This is a genomic window from Cupriavidus necator N-1, assembly GCF_000219215.1.
Lineage (GTDB): Bacteria > Pseudomonadota > Gammaproteobacteria > Burkholderiales > Burkholderiaceae > Cupriavidus > Cupriavidus necator.
Map to the genome: position 1 here is coordinate 524,614 of NC_015726.1, position 18,679 is coordinate 543,292.

At 68.4% G+C, this 18,679-nt stretch carries 18 protein-coding genes; 5 read left to right on the forward strand and 13 right to left on the reverse strand.

What is annotated here, in order from left to right:
* Positions 1–78: 78 nt before the first annotated feature.
* From ruvC to CNE_RS02620, 11 genes are all read right to left on the reverse strand, one after another.
* Positions 79–624, reverse strand: coding sequence for a crossover junction endodeoxyribonuclease RuvC (gene ruvC, locus CNE_RS02570; RefSeq protein WP_013955582.1), 546 nt, complete (start codon positions 622–624; stop codon positions 79–81).
* A gap of 149 nt (positions 625–773) precedes the next feature.
* Entirely contained in the window at positions 774–2,348 is a 1,575-nt protein-coding gene (gene purH / locus CNE_RS02575) for a bifunctional phosphoribosylaminoimidazolecarboxamide formyltransferase/IMP cyclohydrolase (RefSeq protein WP_013955583.1), read from the reverse strand.
* 22 nt (positions 2,349–2,370) lie between these two features.
* Entirely contained in the window at positions 2,371–2,604 is a 234-nt protein-coding gene (locus CNE_RS02580) for a Fis family transcriptional regulator (protein ID WP_010813887.1), read from the reverse strand.
* Positions 2,601–3,662 (reverse strand): tRNA dihydrouridine synthase DusB, encoded by a 1,062-nt coding sequence (dusB, locus tag CNE_RS02585; protein WP_013955584.1) that lies wholly within the window; start codon positions 3,660–3,662, stop codon positions 2,601–2,603. The genes CNE_RS02580 and dusB overlap by 4 nt, the downstream gene beginning before the upstream one ends.
* Before the next feature lie 285 nt (positions 3,663–3,947).
* The gene (locus CNE_RS02590) at positions 3,948–5,186 is read right to left on the reverse strand and encodes a UbiH/UbiF/VisC/COQ6 family ubiquinone biosynthesis hydroxylase (RefSeq protein WP_013955585.1); all 1,239 of its coding nucleotides are present in this window, start codon (positions 5,184–5,186) and stop codon (positions 3,948–3,950) included.
* Positions 5,167–5,646 carry a hypothetical protein gene (locus CNE_RS02595; RefSeq protein WP_013955586.1) on the reverse strand — a complete coding sequence of 160 codons (480 nt, stop codon included), beginning with the start codon at positions 5,644–5,646 and terminating at the stop codon, positions 5,167–5,169. The genes CNE_RS02590 and CNE_RS02595 overlap by 20 nt, the downstream gene beginning before the upstream one ends.
* The gene (locus CNE_RS02600) at positions 5,643–7,046 is read right to left on the reverse strand and encodes an aminopeptidase P N-terminal domain-containing protein (RefSeq protein ID WP_013955587.1); all 1,404 of its coding nucleotides are present in this window, start codon (positions 7,044–7,046) and stop codon (positions 5,643–5,645) included. The genes CNE_RS02595 and CNE_RS02600 overlap by 4 nt, the downstream gene beginning before the upstream one ends.
* Before the next feature lie 96 nt (positions 7,047–7,142).
* Positions 7,143–7,886, reverse strand: coding sequence for an N-acetylmuramate alpha-1-phosphate uridylyltransferase MurU (gene murU / locus CNE_RS02605; RefSeq protein WP_013955588.1), 744 nt, complete (start codon positions 7,884–7,886; stop codon positions 7,143–7,145).
* A complete protein-coding gene (locus CNE_RS02610) occupies positions 7,886–8,209 on the reverse strand; it encodes an AzlD domain-containing protein (protein ID WP_010813881.1) in 324 nt (107 codons plus the stop codon). Before CNE_RS02610 ends, murU begins: the two co-directional genes overlap by 1 nt.
* Positions 8,206–9,009, reverse strand: a complete 804-nt coding sequence (locus CNE_RS02615) for an AzlC family ABC transporter permease (protein ID WP_013955589.1) — start codon at positions 9,007–9,009, stop codon at positions 8,206–8,208. Before CNE_RS02615 ends, CNE_RS02610 begins: the two co-directional genes overlap by 4 nt.
* 4 nt (positions 9,010–9,013) lie before the next feature.
* Entirely contained in the window at positions 9,014–10,048 is a 1,035-nt protein-coding gene (locus CNE_RS02620; protein WP_013955590.1) for an aminoglycoside phosphotransferase family protein, read from the reverse strand.
* A gap of 210 nt (positions 10,049–10,258) precedes the next feature.
* Here CNE_RS02620 and CNE_RS02625 point away from each other — a divergent pair, with 210 nt between their 5' ends.
* Genes CNE_RS02625 through trpS form a run of 5 tightly spaced genes read left to right on the forward strand, consistent with a single transcriptional unit; the run spans position 10,259 to position 17,268 of the window.
* Entirely contained in the window at positions 10,259–12,700 is a 2,442-nt protein-coding gene (locus CNE_RS02625) for an LPS-assembly protein LptD (protein ID WP_013955591.1), read from the forward strand.
* 9 nt (positions 12,701–12,709) lie between these two features.
* On the forward strand, positions 12,710–14,185 hold the full coding sequence (locus CNE_RS02630) for a peptidylprolyl isomerase (RefSeq protein ID WP_013955592.1): 1,476 nt from the start codon (positions 12,710–12,712) through the stop codon (positions 14,183–14,185).
* Between the two features lie 28 nt (positions 14,186–14,213).
* Positions 14,214–15,317 carry a 4-hydroxythreonine-4-phosphate dehydrogenase PdxA gene (gene pdxA, locus CNE_RS02635; RefSeq protein ID WP_013955593.1) on the forward strand — a complete coding sequence of 368 codons (1,104 nt, stop codon included), beginning with the start codon at positions 14,214–14,216 and terminating at the stop codon, positions 15,315–15,317.
* 17 nt (positions 15,318–15,334) lie between these two features.
* Complete coding sequence (gene rsmA / locus CNE_RS02640) at positions 15,335–16,177, forward strand: 16S rRNA (adenine(1518)-N(6)/adenine(1519)-N(6))-dimethyltransferase RsmA (RefSeq protein ID WP_013955594.1); 843 nt, start codon at positions 15,335–15,337, stop codon at positions 16,175–16,177.
* 56 nt (positions 16,178–16,233) lie between these two features.
* Positions 16,234–17,268, forward strand: a complete 1,035-nt coding sequence (gene trpS, locus CNE_RS02645; protein ID WP_013955595.1) for a tryptophan--tRNA ligase — start codon at positions 16,234–16,236, stop codon at positions 17,266–17,268.
* Between the two features lie 52 nt (positions 17,269–17,320).
* Here trpS and CNE_RS02650 read toward each other — a convergent pair whose 3' ends face one another.
* On the reverse strand, positions 17,321–18,226 hold the full coding sequence (locus tag CNE_RS02650; RefSeq protein ID WP_013955596.1) for a DMT family transporter: 906 nt from the start codon (positions 18,224–18,226) through the stop codon (positions 17,321–17,323).
* A 12-nt stretch (positions 18,227–18,238) separates the two neighbouring features.
* Positions 18,239–18,646, reverse strand: coding sequence for a lactoylglutathione lyase (gloA, locus tag CNE_RS02655; RefSeq protein ID WP_013955597.1), 408 nt, complete (start codon positions 18,644–18,646; stop codon positions 18,239–18,241).
* Positions 18,647–18,679: the final 33 nt, after the last annotated feature.

Sequence of the window (18,679 nt, forward strand, 5' to 3'; positions counted from 1 at the left end):
GCGTTCCTGTGGTGAGACCAAGGCCCGATTGTAAAAGATGGGGGAGCGGGCACAGCAAGCGCCAGCCGCTGGCCGTGCTCAGCCGACCAGCCGCCCGCGCCGCACGCGCATGCCCTTGCGCACCAGGTCGGGCGCCAGGCCCGACAGCGTGCCCAGGGTATCGCTGCCGTTGGCATGGCAGATCGCCACGCCGAGCGCATCGGCCGCATCGCTGCCGGGCTGGCCGGGCAGCATCAGCAGCCGCGTCACCATTTCCTGCACCTGCGCCTTGTTGGCGCGGCCGTAGCCGACCACCGCCACCTTGAGTTGCAGCGCGGTGTACTCGAACACCGGCAAGCCGTAGCCCACCAGCCCGCAGATTGCCGCGCCGCGGGCCTGGCCGAGCAGCAGCGTGGACTGCGGGTTGACGTTGACGAAGACCTTCTCGATCGCCGCGCAGTCGGGTGCATAGGTGCGCGACACTTCGCTGATGCCGTCGTAGAGCGTCTTCAGCCGTTCCGGCAGGGTTGAATTGCCGTCGCTCGTGATCGTGCCCGAGGCCACGTAGGCAAGCTTGTTGCCGTGCTTCTCGATCACGCCGAAGCCGGTGGTGCGCAGGCCGGGGTCGATGCCTAGGATTCGCATGAACTGGGTAGGGTGGGATACCGTCGCTAGTGTATTGCCTTTTGCGCCGGCACCTAATGCAAAAAGCGGTTTCGCTTTCCCTTGCAGGAGAACGAAACCGCTTCGGGAGCCGGCGGTCTTGCCAGGCAAGACCGCAAGCCTGCCAGTGCTTAGTGGCGGAAGTGGCGCGTGCCGGTCACCACCATGGCGATGCCGCGCTCGTCGGCGGCGGCGATCACTTCGTCGTCGCGCATCGAGCCGCCCGGCTGGATCACGCAGGTCGCGCCCGCGTCGACCACCACGTCCAGGCCATCACGGAACGGGAAGAACGCGTCAGAGGCCACGGCCGAGCCGGCCAGCGTCAGGCCGGCGTTCTGCGCCTTGATGCTGGCGATGCGGGCCGAATCCACGCGGCTCATCTGGCCGGCGCCAACGCCCAGCGTCATGCCGCCGCCGCAGAACACGATGGCGTTGGACTTGACGAACTTGGCCACGCGCCAGGCGAACATCAGGTCGTCCATTTCCTTCGGGGTCGGGTGGCGGCGCGTCACCACGCGCAGCTCGGACGGCTGCACGTTCCTGGCGTCCGGGCTCTGCACCAGCAGGCCGCCGCCGACACGCTTGAAGTCATACTGGTTGATGCCCTTGCCCAGCGGGATTTCCAGCAGGCGCACGTTCTGCTTGGCCGCGAATACGGCACGCGCGCCGGCGCTGAACGACGGGGCGATCAGCACTTCGACGAACTGCTTGGCCACGGCCTGAGCGGCGGCTTCGTCCAGCTCGACATTGAAGGCGATGATGCCGCCGAAGGCCGAGGTCGAATCGGTCTTGAAGGCCTTGTCATACGCTTCCAGCGCATTCGCGCCCAGCGCCACGCCGCACGGGTTGGCATGCTTGATGATGACGCAGGCGGCGCCGTTGGCGGCGTCGAACGATTTGACGCATTCCCAGGCCGCGTCGGCATCGGCGATGTTGTTGTACGACAGTTCCTTGCCCTGCAGCTGCACGTAGTTGGCCAGCGCGCCGTCCACGGCCTTCAGGTCGCGGTAGAACGCGGCGGACTGGTGCGGGTTCTCGCCGTAGCGCATTTCCTGCACCTTGTCGAAGGCCAGGTTCAGCGTCTGCGGGTAGGCGCTGCGGGCCTGGTGCGACTTGTCGGCACCCAGGCTGGTCAGGTAGTTGGTGATGGCGCCGTCGTACTGCGCGGTGTGCGCGAACACCTTGGTGGCCAGGCGGAAATTGGTGTCGTAGCCGACGCTGTTGGCGTTGGCGCGCATTTCATCGAGCACCACGGCGTAGTCGGCCGGGTCGACGATCACGGTCACGTCGCGATGGTTCTTGGCCGCCGAACGCAGCATGGTCGGGCCGCCGATGTCGATGTTCTCGATCGCGTCGGGCAGGGTGCAGTCATCCTTGGCCACGGTCTGCTGGAACGGGTACAGGTTCACCACCAGCAGGTCGATCGTCGGGATGTCGTGCTCGGCCAGCGCGGCCATGTGCTCGGGCAGGTCGCGGCGCGCCAGGATGCCGCCGTGCACCTTCGGGTGCAGCGTCTTGACGCGGCCGTCGAGCATTTCCGGGAAGCCGGTGTAGTCGGCCACCTCCGTCACGGGCAGGCCGCTGTCGGCCAGCAGCTTGGCGGTGCCGCCGGTGGAAAGCAGCGTGACGCCGAGCGCGTTCAGTTCGCGCGCGAAATCGACGATGCCGGTCTTGTCGGAAACGGAGAGTAGGGCTTGCTTGATCATGGCTGTGGGAGATGCTTCAAATTCAAAGTAAACCGTGCTGCTGCAGCTTTTTGCGCAGCGTATTGCGATTGATGCCCAGGTATGCGGCCGCCAGCGACTGGTTGCGCTCGGCGCGCACCATCACGGCTTCCAGCAGCGGCCGTTCGACGGCCTCGAGCACCATGTTGTACATATTGGACGGCTCTTCGCCGTCCAGGTCGCGAAAGTACGTATCCAGGCTTTCCCGGATGCACTGGTCGATAGCGTTGCGGCTCATGCGGCAAGCAACTCCCCGTTTTTGTTGTTGTTCGCTTCGTCTTGGTCTTGTGCTGCGTCGTCCACGTACACCAGCCGGTCAGAGATCTGCGCCTGCTCGTCGAAGAACGCATTGACCGCCGCCAGTTGTTCGGCGGTGCTCTCCAGCGTGTTCATGCGGTGGCGGAACAGGTTGGCGCCGCGCAGCCCGCGCGTGTACCAGGCAATATGCTTGCGCGCGGTGCGCACGCCGGTGAATTCGCCATAGAAGTCGTAGTGGTCTTCCAGGTGCGCATTCATGATGGCGCGGATCTCGGCCACTTCCGGCGACGGCAGCATCTCGCCGGTCTTCAGGAAGTGCTCGATCTCACGGAACAGCCAGGGCCGGCCCTGCGCCGCGCGGCCGATCATGATCGCGTCCGCGCCGGTCAGCGCCAGTACTTGCTTTGCCTTCTGCGGCGTGGTGATGTCGCCGTTGGCGACCACCGGGATCGAGACCGCTGCCTTGACCGCGGCAATGGTCTCGTACTCGGCGTCGCCATGGTACAGGTCGGCGCGGGTGCGGCCGTGGATGGTCAGCATGCTGATGCCCGCGTCCTCGACCATGTGCGCGATGCGCAGCGCATTGCGGTTCTCGCGGTTCCAGCCAGTGCGGATCTTCAGCGTGACCGGTACCCGGTCGCCCACGGCGCCGACCACGGCCTGGACGATGCGCACCACCAGCGGCTCGTTCTGCAGCAGGGCCGAGCCGGCGGCGACGTTGCACACCTTCTTGGCCGGGCAGCCCATGTTGATGTCGATGATCTGCGCGCCGCGGTCCACGTTGTAGCGCGCGGCCTCGGCCATCATCGACGGCTCGGCGCCGGCGATCTGCACGGCGATGGGCTCGACCTCGCCGGCATGGTTGGCGCGGCGCATGGTCTTCTCGCTCTTCCACAGCTGTGCGTTGGACGCCACCATTTCCGACACCGCATAGCCTGCGCCGAGCTGCTTGCACAGTTGGCGGAAGGGCCGGTCCGTCACGCCCGCCATCGGGGCGACAAACAGGTTGTTGCGGAGTTGGTGAGGTCCGATCTGCACGATTGGGCGGCGGTTCTGAGAGGCTGTCCCGGTGACCGTAGCGCCTTCGCGGCGCGGATGGCGCCAGGGAAGGGATCGGGACGGCCTGCTCTGAGACGGAAGACGAAACGGAAAAACATGCCCCTGCCGAAACTGCTGCCGGCGTTGGATCGGGACATGTGCGAGGGCAGGATTCTACCGCCAAACCGTCGCCATTGCCCAAGATTTGAGCATCCGGAGCGCATCCGGGCAGGGGCCGTGGCGCAAACGCCGCCATGCGCGTGGCGCTTGCGCCACTGCCTGAGGTCAGTGGCGCATTCCGAACATCATGTGGCGCGCCAGCGCATGCCGCAGCGGCGGCAGGCAGGCCAGCGCGGCCAGCGACGCGCCCCGCGCGTGCGCGGCCAGCGGGTAGGCGATGCCGAACACGCGCGGCAGCAGGTCGGTCACGCCGATGGTGACGGCGCGGTCGAACCGGTGGCGGCTGGCGAAGGCTTGCAGCGCCTGCGGCGTGCAGGCGCTGCGCAGCGAATCGGCCAGCGCGAAGGCGTCGCGCAGGCCCAGGTTGAGCCCCTGGCCGGCCACCGGGTGCAGCGTTTGCGCGGCATTGCCGACCGCCGCCACGCGGCCGTTGACGGTCACCGGTGCGGCATTCAGGCCGAGCGGGAAGGCATGGCGCTTGCCGGCCAGCGTGAAATGGCCCATGCGGTCGCCAAAGGCCCGGCCCAGTTCCGCCGCGAACTCGGCTTCCGGCAACGCGATGCGCCGCGCGGCCTGGTCCGGCGGGCAGCACCACACCAGCGCATAGCCCGAAACGCCGTGCTCCTCGTGCGGCAGCAGCGCCAGCGGGCCTTCCTCGGTAAAGCGCTCCCAGGCCCAGCCCGGCTGCGGGCGCGAGCAGGTCACATGGGCGATCACCGCGGTCTGGCGGTAGTCGCGCGTGCGCGCGCCGCGCCCCTGGTGGGCGGCCTGCTGGTGGAACAGCCCGCCCTCGGCCTGCACCACCAGGCGCGCGGCCAGGTGCGCTACCTCGCCGTCGTGGCCGGTGCCGGCCAGCTGCACGGTGCCGGCATCGGGGTCGTCCGCGGCGCGCGGCGCGGGATCCTGTGCGATCTGGTCGATGCGGGTCTCGAACACGCGCTGCAGCCGGCCTTCGCCCGCCGCCTGCGCGGCATGGGCGAGCGCGCGCTCGAGTGCCTCGCACAAGTCGCCGTAGCGCACCACGTAGCCGAGCGCCGGCACGCCGTAGTCGTCATGGTGCAGCCGGACATGGCCGAAGCGGCCGCGCTGCGAGACATGGATGTGCTCGATCGGGCTGCCGGGCACCGGCCAGGCGCCGATCTGCTCCAGCAGCTGGCGGCTGCCATGCGACAGCGCGATCGCGCGCGGATCGCGCGCGGCGCGCGCCGGGGTGGCGGCATCGACTAGCGTCAGGCGCCAGCCGGTCGTGCGCAGCAGCTGGCAGGCCAGCGCCAGCCCGACCGGGCCGCCGCCGACGATGGCGATGTCGCGAAGGCCGTGGAAATCAGGCTGCGCGGCCGGCATCGTCGCTGCCTCCTGCATGACCCGCATCCGCCTCCGCTTGTGCTGCCGTATCGCGCTTCCAGCAGATCGCATCCGAGCGCGACTTGCCCGCCGCGGCGTCGCGCAGCGCGTTCTCGAGCTTCTGGTGATTGAAACCCGGCAGTGCGCGCAGCTGCTCCAGCAGTGCCACATGGTTGGCGGCATTGAGCGGCGCCACGCAGCCCTGGCCCGAATCGGGCGTGCCGATCAGGATCAGCCAGGCCGTGCCGGCCCAGGGCGCGCGGTCGGACACCCGCACCACCACGCGCTCGAGCGCGTCCCAGGCGACTTCCTCGCGCTGGCCGTCGGGGCGGTGCACCACCACGCGGTCGTCGTACAGGTTGATGATGAAGGGTTCGGACGGATCGGGCCGGCGGGTACTGCCAGCATTGCTGCCGCTGCGGGCCTGGCCCGGAAAGATCCTGCGCAGCCAGCCGATCATCGCAGACCTCCGGCAGCATTTGCGTTATCGCGCATCAGCGCCTCGATCTCGTCGGCCAGCACCGGCACGCCGCGCGTGATCAGCTCGCAGTCGCCGTCGGTGACCACGGCGTCGTCCTCGATGCGGATGCCGATATGCCAGTAGCGCTCGGGCACGTCCTCGGCCGGGCGCACATAGATGCCGGGCTCGATGGTCAGCACCATGCCCGGCTGCAGCGGCCGCCACGGGCGCTCGCCCTCGCCGCCGTGGCTGGCCACGCGGTATTCGCCCACGTCATGGACATCCATGCCAAGCCAGTGGCCGGTGCGGTGCATGTAGAAGCGGCGGTAGCTGCCGCTGGCCAGCACGTCGTCGAGCGTGCCTTCCTTGTTGCGGTCGAGCAGGCCGGTATCGAGCATGCCCTGGGCCAGCACGCGCACGGCGGCGTCATGCGGCACGTTGTAGGGCACGCCGGCGCGGGTCTCGGCAATGGCGGCGTCCTGCGCGGCCACCACCAGGTCGTACAGCTCTCGCTGCGCCGGCGAGAAGCGGCCCGAGACCGGGAAGGTGCGGGTGATGTCCGAGGCGTAGCCGTCGAACTCACATCCGGCATCGATCAGGCAAAGGTCGCCGTCCCGCAGTTCGGCGGGGCCGGCGCGGTAGTGCAGCACGCAGGCGTTGGGGCCGGCCGCGACGATCGAGTTATAGGCCACGCTCTGCGCGCCATGGCGGCGGAATTCATAGAGCAGTTCTGCTTCCAGGTGGTATTCGCGCAGCCCGGCGCGGGTGGCCTGCATGGCGCGCACATGGGCCCCGGCGGAGATCTGCGCCGCGCGGCGCATGGTGGCCAGTTCGCCCGCATCCTTGAACAGGCGCATTTCATCGAGCACGGTGCGGATGTCGAGCGCAACCGACGGCGCGGCCACCCCGGCGCGGCCCTGCATGCGCACGGCGTCCAGCCAGCGTCGCATCTGCACGTCGGTGCGGGTCGAGTCGGCCAGCGGGTAGGCAATCTGCGCGCGGTTGGCCAGCAGCGGCGGCAGCGCGGCATTGATCTCTTCGACCGAATGCGCTTCGTCAAAGCCAAAGGCGGCGCGCGCGCCTTCCGGGCCGAAACGGAAACCGTCCCAGATTTCGCGCTCTTCATGCTTGGGGCGGCAGAACAGGATGCTGCGGTCGGCATCGGCGGGGTCGCCCGGCGCGCCGGCCACCAGCACCAGCACGGCATCAGGCTCGGTAAAGCCGCTCAGATAATAGAAATAGCTGTCGTGCCGGTACGGGTAGTCGCTGTCGCGGTTGCGCATGGCTTCCGGCGCCGTGGGCAGGATCGCCACGCCGCCGCCGCCGGCGCGCAGGTGCTGCAGCACACGGGCGCGGCGGTCGCGGCAGGCGGCGAGGAGGGCGTTGTCGGGTGAGGACATGGTAGGGCCTGGGATGAGGAGGATCAGGGCGATTCTACCGCCGCTGGCGCCTTGCTGGCCGCGGGATCTTCCGGGCAGCCTGCCCAGTCAGTCGACTTAGCGCCCGTGCGCCGCCACAGGCGCTGCTGCCGCAAGCGCCGCATCCAGCTCAGCCAGCTGCGCCGGCGTGCCCACGTTCTCCCAGCGTCCGTCGAAGCGTTCGCCGGTAGCAGCGCCAGCCTCGATGGCCTCCCAGTAGTAGGGTGTCATCGGCATTTTGGTGCCAGGTTCGATGGCGGTGAAGAGGCGCGTGTCGTACAGGCCGATATTGCCGAATGTCAGCCGTTCGCCACCGTTGGCCAGTGTCCCGTCGAGCGTCAGGAGGCCGTTCGGTTCCAAGGTGAAGTCGCCGTTCGGGTGAAAATCCGGGTTGGGCACCATCACCAGGTGCATGCGCGGGGCGGGCGCGCCGGCCATGTCGTGCGCGCGAGGCAACAGCCTGCGGAAGTCGTAGTCGCAGAAAATGTCGCCCGACACGGCCAGGAAGATCTCGCCGCGCTCCGGGTGCGCGGACAGCAGCGGCAGGGCCTGTGCTATGCCGCCGGCGGTTTCCAGCGCAGTGCCCTCGGCAGAATAGGCCAGCCGCACGCCGAAACGGCTGCCGTCTCCCAGCGCGGCTTCGATCTGTGCGCCCAGCCAGGCATGGTTGATGACGATGTCGCGCAGGCCGGCACGCGCCAGCGCCTCGATCTTCCAGACGATCAGTGGCTTGCCGCCCACCGCCAGCAGCGGCTTGGGGCAGGTATCGGTCAACGGACGCATGCGGTCGCCGCGGCCGGCGGCGAAGATCATGGCCTTCATCAGAACAGAGCCTCCAGGGCAAGCAGCGCGGCCATGCCACCGGCGATGGTCCAGCCCACGCTGCGGGTTCGAGCGGCGATCAGGATGGCCACCACGCCGGCCACCAGCCGCGCGTTGGCGGGGGTGAGGGCAAGCTCGCCATGCTGCATCAGCAGGTCAGGGGCGATCAGCGCCGACAGCATCGCTGCCGGCACGAACTGCAGCGCGGTGCGGAACCACGACGGCAGCCGCACGCGGCCTTCCACGGCGATGAACGACAGGCGGATCAGGAAGGTCGCCAGGCCCGCGGCAAGGAAGACCCACAGCAGGGTCATCGCACTCATGCGGCCCCCTTGCCGGCCGGTCCGCCTGGCGCGGCATCGGCGCCACGGCTGGCCGGGCGTGGCCCGGGGCGGTTGCCGCGGCCCAGCACCAGCATGCCCGCGGCAATGCCGCCGAGCGCCGCCACCATCAGCCCGAGCTTGTGCGGCAGGCTGTAGCAGGCCACCGCCAGCACGCTGGCGGCCAACGCCGCGGCCACGTGCGAGCGGTGCTTCAGGCCCGGCACGATGATGCCGATGAAGGTCAGCGGCAGGAAGAAATCGAGCGGCCAGTCGCGCGGCACCTGGGCGCCGACCAGCACGCCGGCCAGCGTCGACAGCTGCCAGCTGGCCCACAGGGCGAAGCCGCCGCCGAAGTAGTACCAGTGGCGGTAGCGGGCGCGCGGGCCGCTGTCGCCAAGCCGGTGCGTCATCGCGGCAAAGGCTTCGTCGGTCAGCAGGTAGGCGATCAGCGCCTTCCAGCGCCGCGGCAGGTGCGCGAGCGTGGGCGCGATGGTGGCGGAATACAGCGCGTGGCGCAGGTTGACCATGGCCACCGTCAGCGTGATCACCACTGCCGGGGTGCCGGCGGTCCACAACTGGGTCAGGATCATCTGCGAGGCGCCGCCGAACACGACCACGCTCATCGCGCAGGCCAGCCACGCCGGCATGCCGGCGCCGACGGCCAGCACGCCATAGATCAGGCCGAACGGCACCACGCCCAGCAGCATCGGCGCGAGCGCGCGCGCGCCGGCCAGCCATTCGCCGGCGGCGGTGATGGCGGGGGCGTGGTGGTCGGGCAGAACCGGCTCGTTGTCGGGCACGGCGTCAGAACGTGTAGCCGGCGGGGCTGGCCACGCCTTCGAGCGCGTCCAGCAGCCGGATCAGCTTGCGCAGTTCGGTGTAGCGGCCGGCCACCTGGCGGGTGTACTTCATCACCAGCGGCAGGTTGGCCAGGTAGCCGTCCTTGCCGTCGCGGTGGTACAGGCGGGCGAAGATGCCCAGCACCTTAAGGTGGCGCTGCAGGCCCATCCACTCAAAATCGCGATAGAACTCGCCAAAGTCGGCATTGACCGGCAGCCCGGCCTTGCGCGCGCGCTCCCAGTAGCGGATCAGCCAGTCCAGCTGCTGCTCCTCGTCCCATTCGATATAGGCGTCGCGCCACAGCGAGACCGCGTCGTAGGTGATCGGGCCGATCACCGCGTCCTGGAAGTCGAGCACGCCCGGGTTGGCGCCGCCGTCGAGCACCATCAGGTTGCGCGAGTGGAAATCGCGGTGTACGTAGACCTGCGGCTGCGCAAGATTATTGGCGAGTAGCGTTTCAGTCACTTCGTGCAGATCAGCCTGCTGGGCCTCGGTCAGGCTGGCTCCCAGTTGCTTGGCCACGTACCACTGCGGGAACAGGTCGAGCTCGCGCTGCAGCAGCGCGCGGTCGTAGGCCGGAAGCTCGCCGGGGCGGGTGGCGGCCTGGATGCGGACCAGCGTGGCGGCCGCGTCGGCGTACATGCCGTGGGCGGTGGAATCATCGAGCCGCGACAGGTAGGTCTGGTTGCCGAGGTCGGCCAGCAGCAGGAAACCCTGCTCCAGGTCCTGCGCCAGCACGGTCGGCACGGTCACGCCGGCCGCGCCGAACAGCCCGCACACATGGATGAACGGGCGGCAGTCCTCGTGCGCCGGCGGGGCGTCCATCACGATGGCCGTGGGATGCGCCGGATGGCCGGTGCTGACGCGGAAATAGCGCCGGAAGCTGGCGTCGGCCGAGGCGGGGGCGCAGGAATCGGGATCGGCGGACCATGCCGGGCCGAGTCCGGATACCCAGGCCTTGAGCTGGTCCAGGCGCGGGTCGTGGGAGAGAGCTGCCATACAGATACGTGTGGGGAACGGGCGCAGAGTGGAAATGAAACCGAAAGTAAGCGGGAAGGGGACCCTAGGTTGCCCCGTATAATACCCGACCAGACCCGGGCGCCGGGTGGCCCCCGGGAGGGGCCATTCGGTGCCCCGCAGCCTGCTCCGGCAGGGGCTGGCGGCTTGCAGGCGGGCCGCAGCCGACGCCGAGACTGACAACCCGTGCGAATGACCGAACAACAACGATCACCGAACAACAGGGCCTTGCCTTCGCCTGCCCCAACCAGCGTTCCTGCCCGAGCCAGGCGCGCCGGCGGCCTGCACGCGGGCGCGCTGCGGCCGCTGGTGCTGGCCATGGCCAGCCTGTCGGCCGGCGCACACGCCCAGATGTCCGGTTCGGCGATCCCCGATCTCGACCAGGTCGAGCCAGTGTTCGAAGCCGCGCCGAAAGCGCCGCAGCTTCCGGTGGAGTCCGGCGAACTGGTGCCGCGGCTTGCCGAACCCGGCAAACAGTCAGACGCCGGCCCCGGCGGCCCGACCTTTATCGAGGCCGACCGCATGACCGGCTACAGCGAGCGTGGCGTCGAGCTGGAAGGCCATGCCGAGCTGCGCCGTGACGGCGGTGCGATCAAGGGCGACAAGCTGACCTACGACCAGGACACCGACGAAGCCTTCGCGCAGGGCAATGTACGGATGTCGCGCAGCGGCACGCTGGCGGTCGGCCCCGAGGCGCGGATGAAAGTCGAGGCCAACGAAGGCTACATGCTGTCGCCGGACTATTATTTCCAGCAGACCGGCGGCACGGGCAAGGCCGAGCGCATCGACTTCCTGGACAAGGACCGCAGCACCGCCAGGCACGCGTCGTACACCACCTGTTCGCCCGACAACGCCGACTGGTACTTCAGCGCGAACCGGATCGACCTGGACAACGACCGCCAGGTGGGCGTGGCCTACGGCGGCGTGCTGAACTTCTTCGGCGTGCCGATCGCGGCGGCGCCGGCGTTCAGCTTTCCGCTGAACGACGAGCGCCGCAGCGGGTTCCTGGCGCCGCTGATGGGCTACAGCTCGCGTTCGGGCTTCGACCTGACCACGCCGTACTACGTCAACATTGCGCCGAACCGCGACCTGACCATCTATCCGCGTCTGATGACGGAGCGTGGCCTGCAGCTCGGCGGTGAGTACCGTTACCTTGGCCAGGGCTACAACGGGCGCCTGCGCGCCGAGTTTCTGCCGGACGACAAGAAGACCAATTCAAACCGCTGGGCCTACTCGGTCCAGCATAACCAGAACCTGGCCAAGGGTCTCAATGCCTACCTGAACGTGAACCGGGTATCGGACGACCAATACCCGGACGACTTCAATCGCAGCGTTGCGCAGTCCGCGCAACGCCAGTACCTGCAGGAAGGCGGCGTTACCTACAACTGGCAGGATTTCACGGTGCTGGCGCGGGTGCAGAAGTTCCAGACGCTGCGCCCCAGCGAGCCGTCGTACGAGCGCGTGCCGCAGCTCAACGGCAAGTACATCCGCTATGACCTGGGTGGCTTCGACGTGCAGGTGGAAGCGGACTACACGCGCTTCCGCATTCCGCTGACGTCCACCGGCCTTCAGCAGCCACAGGGCGAGCGCATGTATATCCAGCCGAGCATCAGCTACCCGATCGTGCGGGCGGGCTGGTACGTGACGCCGAAGGTCACCTTCAACGCGGCGCAGTACCAGATGGAGGCGGCTTCCAACACGCCTACGGCGCAGAATAACTTCTCGCGCGTGCTGCCGACCATGAGCCTGGATTCGGGCATGACGTTCGAGCGCGAGGCACCGACGGTCAGTCGCCTGTTCGGCGTGAACTATGTGCAGACGCTGGAGCCGCGCCTGTTCTACGTGTACACCCCGTTCCGCGACCAGAGCCAGTTCCCGCTGTTCGACACGGTGCAGTCCGACTTCGGCTACGGGCAGATCTTCAGCGAGAACCCGTTCACCGGCTACGACCGCATTGCCGACAACAACAAGCTGACCGGCGGCCTGACCACGCGCCTGATCGAAGCCGACACTGGCATCGAGCGCTTCCGCGGCACCATCGCGCAGCGCTATGACTTCACCGGCCAGCGCGTGCAGATCAACAGCACGCTGGCGGATCCCAAGGCGGGTTTCTCGGACCTGCTGGCGGCCACCACCATCCAGATGTTCCGCGGCTATTACCTGGACGCTGGCGTGCAGTACAACCCGGACAGCGACCGGATCAACTACGGCAACGTGGCGCTCTCTTACCGGCCCGAGTCGCGCAAGGTGATTAACGCAGGCTACCGCTACCGCCGCCCGACCTCGGTGACCGACAACACCGCGATCGACCAGTTCGAGGTGTCGAGCCAGTGGCCGATCACGCGCCGTGCCTATGGCATCGCACGCTTTGCCTTCGACCTGACCGCGAGCCAGATGGTCGACGCGCTGGCCGGTGTCGAGTACGCCGCCGACTGCTGGGTTGGCCGCGTGGTCTACCAGCGCTTCCGCAACACCACGAATGGCTACACCGGGCGGGTCTTCCTGCAGGTGGAGTTCCGTGGCCTTTCCAAGATCGGTTCCAACCCGTTGAACATCCTGCGCCTGAACGTACCGGGCTATGAGCCCGTATCGGCCAAGCCGGTGCCGACGACCCAGTTCGATCACTATGAATGACGGATTACGATGAAACGTCAAGAATTCGCCGTGTTTTCCTTTCTCCTGACGTCCTGGCACCGCTTGCTGCTGCCGGCCGTGCTGGCCGCCATGGCGGTGCCGGCTGCCGCGCAGCTCAAGGCGCCCGGGACGGCGCCGCGCTCCAGCGGCATCTTCGTGCCGCAGGCGTCTGACGTCGCGGCGCCGTCGAGCCAGCCCAAGCTGGGCGTGCCGCCGGCCGGCGGCCAGAAGCGTTCGCAACTGGTCGACGAAGTGGTTGCGGTCGTCAACAACAGCGTGATCACGCGGCGCGAGCTGCTCGACCGTGCCGACGAAATCGAGGGCCAGCTGCGTACCGCCGGCCGCCCGGTGCCCGCGCGCGCCGACCTGTTGGGCGAGGTGCTCGAGCGCCTGGTCATGGAGCGCGTGCAGACCCAGGCCGCACAGGATGCCGGCATCCGCGTGACCGACCAGGAAATCGACCGCGCCATTGAATCGGTGGCGCAGCAGAACCGGCTGAACGCGACCGAGCTGCGTCGCCGCGTCGAGGCCAGTGGCATGACCTGGACCAAGTACCGCGAGGAACTGCGCAAGCAGGTGCAGGTGATTCGCCTGCGCGAGCGCGAGGTCGACTCCAAGGTGCAGGTCTACGACGGCGAGATCGACAACTACCTGGCGGCCCGCGGCGGCCAGGGCGCCGCCCGCGGCCCGACCGAATACAACGTGGCGCAGATCCTCGTGCGCGTGCCCGAGAATGCCTCGGACGCACAGAAGCAGGCGCAGCGCGCCAAGGCTGAAGGGCTGCTCAAGCAGGCCCAGGGCGGCGCCGACTTCGCGCAGCTGGCGCAGGCCAATTCCGAGGGCGCCGAGGCGGCCCAGGGCGGTGCCATGGGCTTCCGCGAGATCGGCCGCCTGCCGGTACAGTTCGCCAACGCCGTGGTCGACCTGCAAGCTGGCGCGGTGGCGCCGCAGGTGGTGGAAAGCGCCGCGGGCTTCCATGTCATCAAGCTGGTGGCCAAGCGCGCGGCGCCGGCATCGAGTCCGGCCGCGGCCTCGAAGATCACCCAGACCCAGGTGCGCCACATCCTGATCCGCACCGGCCCCAACATGCCCGAGGCCGAGGCGCGCCGCCAGCTCAGCACGCTGCGCGATCGCATCACCCACGGCGGCGATTTTGCGGACGCGGCCAAGCGCTTCTCGCAGGACGGCTCGGCGCAGAACGGCGGCGACCTCGGCTGGGTGTCGCCGGGCGAGCTAGTGCCCGAGTTCGAGCAGGCCATGAGCCGCCTGCGCCCGAACGAGATCTCGGAGCCGGTGGTCACGCAGTTCGGCGTGCACCTGATCCAGGTGCTCAACCGGCGCGAGACCGAGATGTCGTCCGAGAAGCAGCGCGACTTCGCCCGTGCCGAAGTCCGCGAACAGAAGCTGCGCGCAGCCTATGATGACTGGGTGCGCCAGCTGCGTTCGCAGGCGTATGTGGAGTACCGGATCAACCGGCAGCGCTGAAGCGCCGGCCCCGATCCGCTGACCTGACATGCCCGACCCGCTAGCCCTAGCCATCTCGACCGGAGAACCCGCCGGCATCGGTCCCGATATCACCATCGGGGCGTTGCTGCAGCTGGCGGGCGCCAACAATGGCGTCGGTGGCGGGCAATACCGCTTTCATGTGCTGGGCGATGCCCGCCTGCTGGCCGATCGCGCCGCGGCGCTGGGCGCCACGCACGCCTGGGAGCGGCGCATTGCCGACGGCGACGTGGTCGTCGAGGACATCCCGCTGGCGGTCGCGTGCGAGGCCGGGCGGCTCGATGCGCGCAACGGCCCCTATGTGCTGAAGCTGCTCGATGCCGCCATCCGCGGCTGCCGCGCGCGCGGCAGGGCCGCGCCCCGGTATGCCGCAATGATCACGGCGCCGGTGCAGAAGAGCACCATCAACGACGCCGGCGTGCCCTTCACCGGCCATACCGAATACCTGGCCGACAGCGCCCGCGTGCCGCGCGTGGTGATGATGCTGGCCGGCCCGCAGCCCGCGCACGACGGGGCCATGCTGCGCGTGGCGCTGGCCACCACCCACCTGCCGCTGCGCGCGGTGCCCGATGCGCTGTCCGTGCCGCTGCTGGTGCAGACGCTGTCGATCATCGATGCCGACCTGCGCCGCTACTTCGGCATCTCGCGGCCGCGCATCCTGGTCACGGGCCTGAACCCGCACGCCGGCGAAAGCGGCCATATGGGCCGCGAAGAGATCGACATCATCATGCCCGCGCTGGCGCAGGCAAAAGATGCCGGCATCGACGCGCGCGGGCCCTTTCCGGCCGACACGCTGTTCCAGCCGCGCCACCTGCGCGATGCCGACTGCGTGCTGGCGATGTACCATGACCAGGGGCTGGCGCCACTGAAATACGGCACCTTCGGCCACGGCGTGAATATCACGCTGGGGCTGCCCTTTATCCGCACCTCGGTGGACCATGGCACCGCGCTCGACCTTGCCGGCACCGGCCAGGCCGAACACGGCAGCATGATCGAGGCCATCCGCAGTGCGGTCATCATGGCCGGCCACGCCAATGGCCGGCGCCCTGGCAGCAACGGTGCCACGGGCAGCCATCCTGGCCACACCCATTCCGGCCCGCAGCCGCCATGCTGAAGCTGGACGAATAACCCATGCGTTCAAACGTGCACCAGGGCCATGTGGCCCGCAAACGATTCGGGCAGAACTTCCTGGTCGACGACACCATCATCCACGGCATCGTCAATGCCATCAGCCCGCAGGCCGACGACGTGCTGGTCGAGATCGGGCCCGGCCTGGGTGCCCTGACCACCCCGCTGCTCGAACGGATCCCGCAGATGCAGGTGGTGGAACTCGACCGTGACCTGGTCGAGCGCCTGCGCCGCCGCTACGGCGAGCGTCTGCAGGTCCACGCCGGAGACGCGCTGGACTTCGACTTCGGCAAGCTGGAGGTGCCGGGGCGGCCGCTGCGCATCGTCGGCAACCTGCCGTACAACATTTCCAGCCCGCTGCTGTTCCACCTGATGGACTTCGCCGACCAGGTGCGCGACCAGCACTTCATGCTGCAGAAGGAAGTGGTGGAGCGCATGGTGGCCGAGCCTGGCAGCAAGGCCTTCGGCCGGCTGTCGATCATGCTGCAGGTCCGCTACTACATGGAGCATGTGCTCGACGTGCCGCCAGGCAGCTTCAACCCGCCGCCCAAGGTCGATTCCGCCGTGGTGCGTATGATCCCCTGGCCGCGCCACCTCGATGGCCGGCTGCGTTCGCCGCATGCCGATTGCGACATCACCGTGCTGGGCGACGTGGTCACTGCGGCGTTCTCGCAGCGGCGCAAGGTGCTGCGCAACACGCTCTCGTTCCTGCGCGACCAGGTCGACTTCGATGCGATGGGCTTCGATCTTGGCCGCCGCGCCGAGGAAGTGCCCGTTGGCGAGTATGTCGAACTGGCCCGGCTCCTGGGTGGTACACCATCCGGCCAGGCCGGACAGGCCGCCTGAGGCCCGCGCATCCCGATTCCCGAATTTCCCGCGACTATTTCGTGCAAGACCGTCCCATGACAGCCCAGACCCAAACCAACCGGCGTCCCGTGATCCTGACCGGCGACCGTCCCACCGGCCCGCTGCACCTTGGCCACTATGTCGGCTCGCTGAAGAGCCGCGTGGTGCTGCAGGACTCGCATGAGCAATACGTGCTGCTGGCCGACACCCAGGCCATGACCGACAACGCGCACGATCCCGACAAGGTGCGCCGCAACGTGCTGGAAGTCGCGCTGGACTATCTGGCAGTGGGCATCGACCCGGCCAAGACCACCATCACCGTGCAGTCGCACCTGCCGGCGCTGGCCGAGCTGACGCTGATGTACCTGAACTTTGTCACGGTGGCGCGGCTTGAGCGTAACCCGACCATCAAGGAAGAGATCCAGGCGCGTGGCTTTGGCCGCGACATCCCGGCGGGCTTCCTGTGCTACCCGGCATCGCAGGCCGCGGACATCACCGCCTTCAAGGCCCACGTTGTGCCGGTGGGCGAAGACCAGGCGCCGCTGATCGAGCAGACCAACGAGATCGTGCGCCGTATCAATCACCAGGTCGGTCGCGAAGTGCTGCCCGAATGCAAGGCCCTGATCCCCGAGTTCGGCCGCCTGCCTGGCGTGGACGGCAAGGCCAAGATGAGCAAGTCGCTGGGCAACGCGATCGCGCTGGGGGCCTCACCCGAGCAGATCAAGGCCGCCGTGCACAGCATGTACACCGACCCCAATCACCTGCGCGTGTCGGACCCGGGCCAGGTCGAGGGCAACGTGGTGTTCACCTACCTGGATGCGTTCGACCCCAACACCGAGGAAGTCAAAGCGCTGAAGGAGCACTACCAGAAGGGCGGCCTGGGCGACATGGTGCTCAAGCGCCGCGTCGAGGGCGTCCTGCAGGACATGCTGGCCCCGATCCGCGCGCGCCGTGAAGAACTGGCCAAGGATCCGGACTATGTGTTCGACATCCTGCGCCAGGGCACCGCGAAGGCGCGCGCACTGACCCAGCAGACGCTGGACGAAGTGCGCGACGCGCTCGGCATGTTCTCGTTCGAGGCACGCCGCTGAGCGTCAGGCAGCGGCGGCTCCGGTCGCCGCCGTATTACGCTAGCTGCGCCGCTCAGGCGCGGCGATTGACCAGCACGATGCCGGCCAGCACCAGGAGTGCCGCCACGGCAAAGCGCGGGCCCACCGCGTCGTGCATCAGCACCACGCCGAAGGCGACCCCGAACAGCGGCGTCAGGAAGGAAAACACCGACAGCCGCGACGCCAGGTAGCGCCGCAACAGCCAGAACCAGGTCAGGTAGCTGGCAAACGCGATCAGCACTGACTGGTAGAACAGGCTCGCCAGCACCACCCCGTCGATCTGCACGGTTGCGGTCTGGCCGGCGGCCACCGCCATCGCCAGCAGCATCACCGCGGACACCCCCAACTGGTACAGCAGGGTCTTGCTGGCCGGGGCGCTGGCCAGCGGGCTGGCGCGCACCACCACGGTGGTGGCGGCCCACAGTGCGCCGGCGAGGATGCCAAGCGCATCGCCCAGCAGCGTGCTGCCCTGCGCCGACGGCGCGGCAATGCCATCGGCAAAGGCCAGCGCCATGCCCGCGAACGCGAGTGCCACGCCCAGCCATTGCCCGGTTTGCAACCGCTCGCCCAGCACCACGAAATGCAGTCCCAGCGCGGTGAAGATCGGCGCGGTGTACAGGAACACCGCCATGCGCGAGGCGGTGGTGTGGCCCAGCCCGACGAAGATGCAGAAGAACTCCGCGCCGAACAGCAGCCCGGCCAGCAAGCCGGCGTTCAGCGTGCCGTCGCGCCGCCACAGCGGCGTGCCGCGCCAGGCGGCAAAGCTGAACACCAGCAACGCCGCCACTGCCGAGCGCACGCCCGCCTGCAGCACTGCGCCCATCAGCGGCGCGGTGACCTTGATCACCACCTGCTGCAGGCCCCAGGCGGCGCACAGCACCACCATCAGGCCCACGGCGAAGCCGTCGAGCGGCTGCCGGGCCAGGCTTTGCGTGCTCATGGCGAGCGTGCGTCAGGGACGGCTGGCGTCGCGGGTGGAATGGCGCTCGATCAGCTCGATCTTGTAGCCGTCCGGGTCTTCGACAAAGGCGATCACGGTGGTGCCGCCCTTGACCGGGCCGGCTTCGCGCACAACCTTGCCCCCGGCGGTGCGGATGCGCTCGCACGCGGCCGCGGCATCGTCGGTTTCCAGCGCGATATGGCCGTAGGCCGTGCCCAGGTCATATTGGTCGACGCCGTAGTTGTAGGTCAGCTCCAGCACCGCGGTCTCGCTCTCGGGGCCGTAGCCGACAAAGGCGAGGCGGTACTTGTATTCAGGGTTGTCGCTCTGGCGCAGCAGCTGCATGCCGAGCACGCGCGTGTAGAAATCGATGGAGCGCTGCATGTCGCCGACGCGCAGCATGGTGTGGAGGAGTCGCATTTGAGGGCCTTCAACTGTTTTAGGTATAGGAAG

Coding starts and splice junctions, on each gene's coding strand:
- ruvC (WP_013955582.1), bottom strand. CDS start 624: ATGCGAATCCTAGGCATCGACCCCGGCCTGCGCACCACCGGCTTCGGC.
- gloA (WP_013955597.1), bottom strand. CDS start 18,646: ATGCGACTCCTCCACACCATGCTGCGCGTCGGCGACATGCAGCGCTCC.
- CNE_RS02650 (WP_013955596.1), bottom strand. CDS start 18,226: ATGAGCACGCAAAGCCTGGCCCGGCAGCCGCTCGACGGCTTCGCCGTG.
- CNE_RS02600 (WP_013955587.1), bottom strand. CDS start 7,046: ATGTCCTCACCCGACAACGCCCTCCTCGCCGCCTGCCGCGACCGCCGC.
- pdxA (WP_013955593.1), top strand. CDS start 14,214: ATGCCCGACCCGCTAGCCCTAGCCATCTCGACCGGAGAACCCGCCGGC.
- CNE_RS02620 (WP_013955590.1), bottom strand. CDS start 10,048: ATGGCAGCTCTCTCCCACGACCCGCGCCTGGACCAGCTCAAGGCCTGG.
- murU (WP_013955588.1), bottom strand. CDS start 7,886: ATGAAGGCCATGATCTTCGCCGCCGGCCGCGGCGACCGCATGCGTCCG.
- CNE_RS02610 (WP_010813881.1), bottom strand. CDS start 8,209: ATGAGTGCGATGACCCTGCTGTGGGTCTTCCTTGCCGCGGGCCTGGCG.
- CNE_RS02590 (WP_013955585.1), bottom strand. CDS start 5,186: ATGCCGGCCGCGCAGCCTGATTTCCACGGCCTTCGCGACATCGCCATC.
- CNE_RS02625 (WP_013955591.1), top strand. CDS start 10,259: ATGACCGAACAACAACGATCACCGAACAACAGGGCCTTGCCTTCGCCT.
- trpS (WP_013955595.1), top strand. CDS start 16,234: ATGACAGCCCAGACCCAAACCAACCGGCGTCCCGTGATCCTGACCGGC.
- CNE_RS02595 (WP_013955586.1), bottom strand. CDS start 5,646: ATGATCGGCTGGCTGCGCAGGATCTTTCCGGGCCAGGCCCGCAGCGGC.
- rsmA (WP_013955594.1), top strand. CDS start 15,335: ATGCGTTCAAACGTGCACCAGGGCCATGTGGCCCGCAAACGATTCGGG.
- purH (WP_013955583.1), bottom strand. CDS start 2,348: ATGATCAAGCAAGCCCTACTCTCCGTTTCCGACAAGACCGGCATCGTC.
- CNE_RS02630 (WP_013955592.1), top strand. CDS start 12,710: ATGAAACGTCAAGAATTCGCCGTGTTTTCCTTTCTCCTGACGTCCTGG.
- CNE_RS02580 (WP_010813887.1), bottom strand. CDS start 2,604: ATGAGCCGCAACGCTATCGACCAGTGCATCCGGGAAAGCCTGGATACG.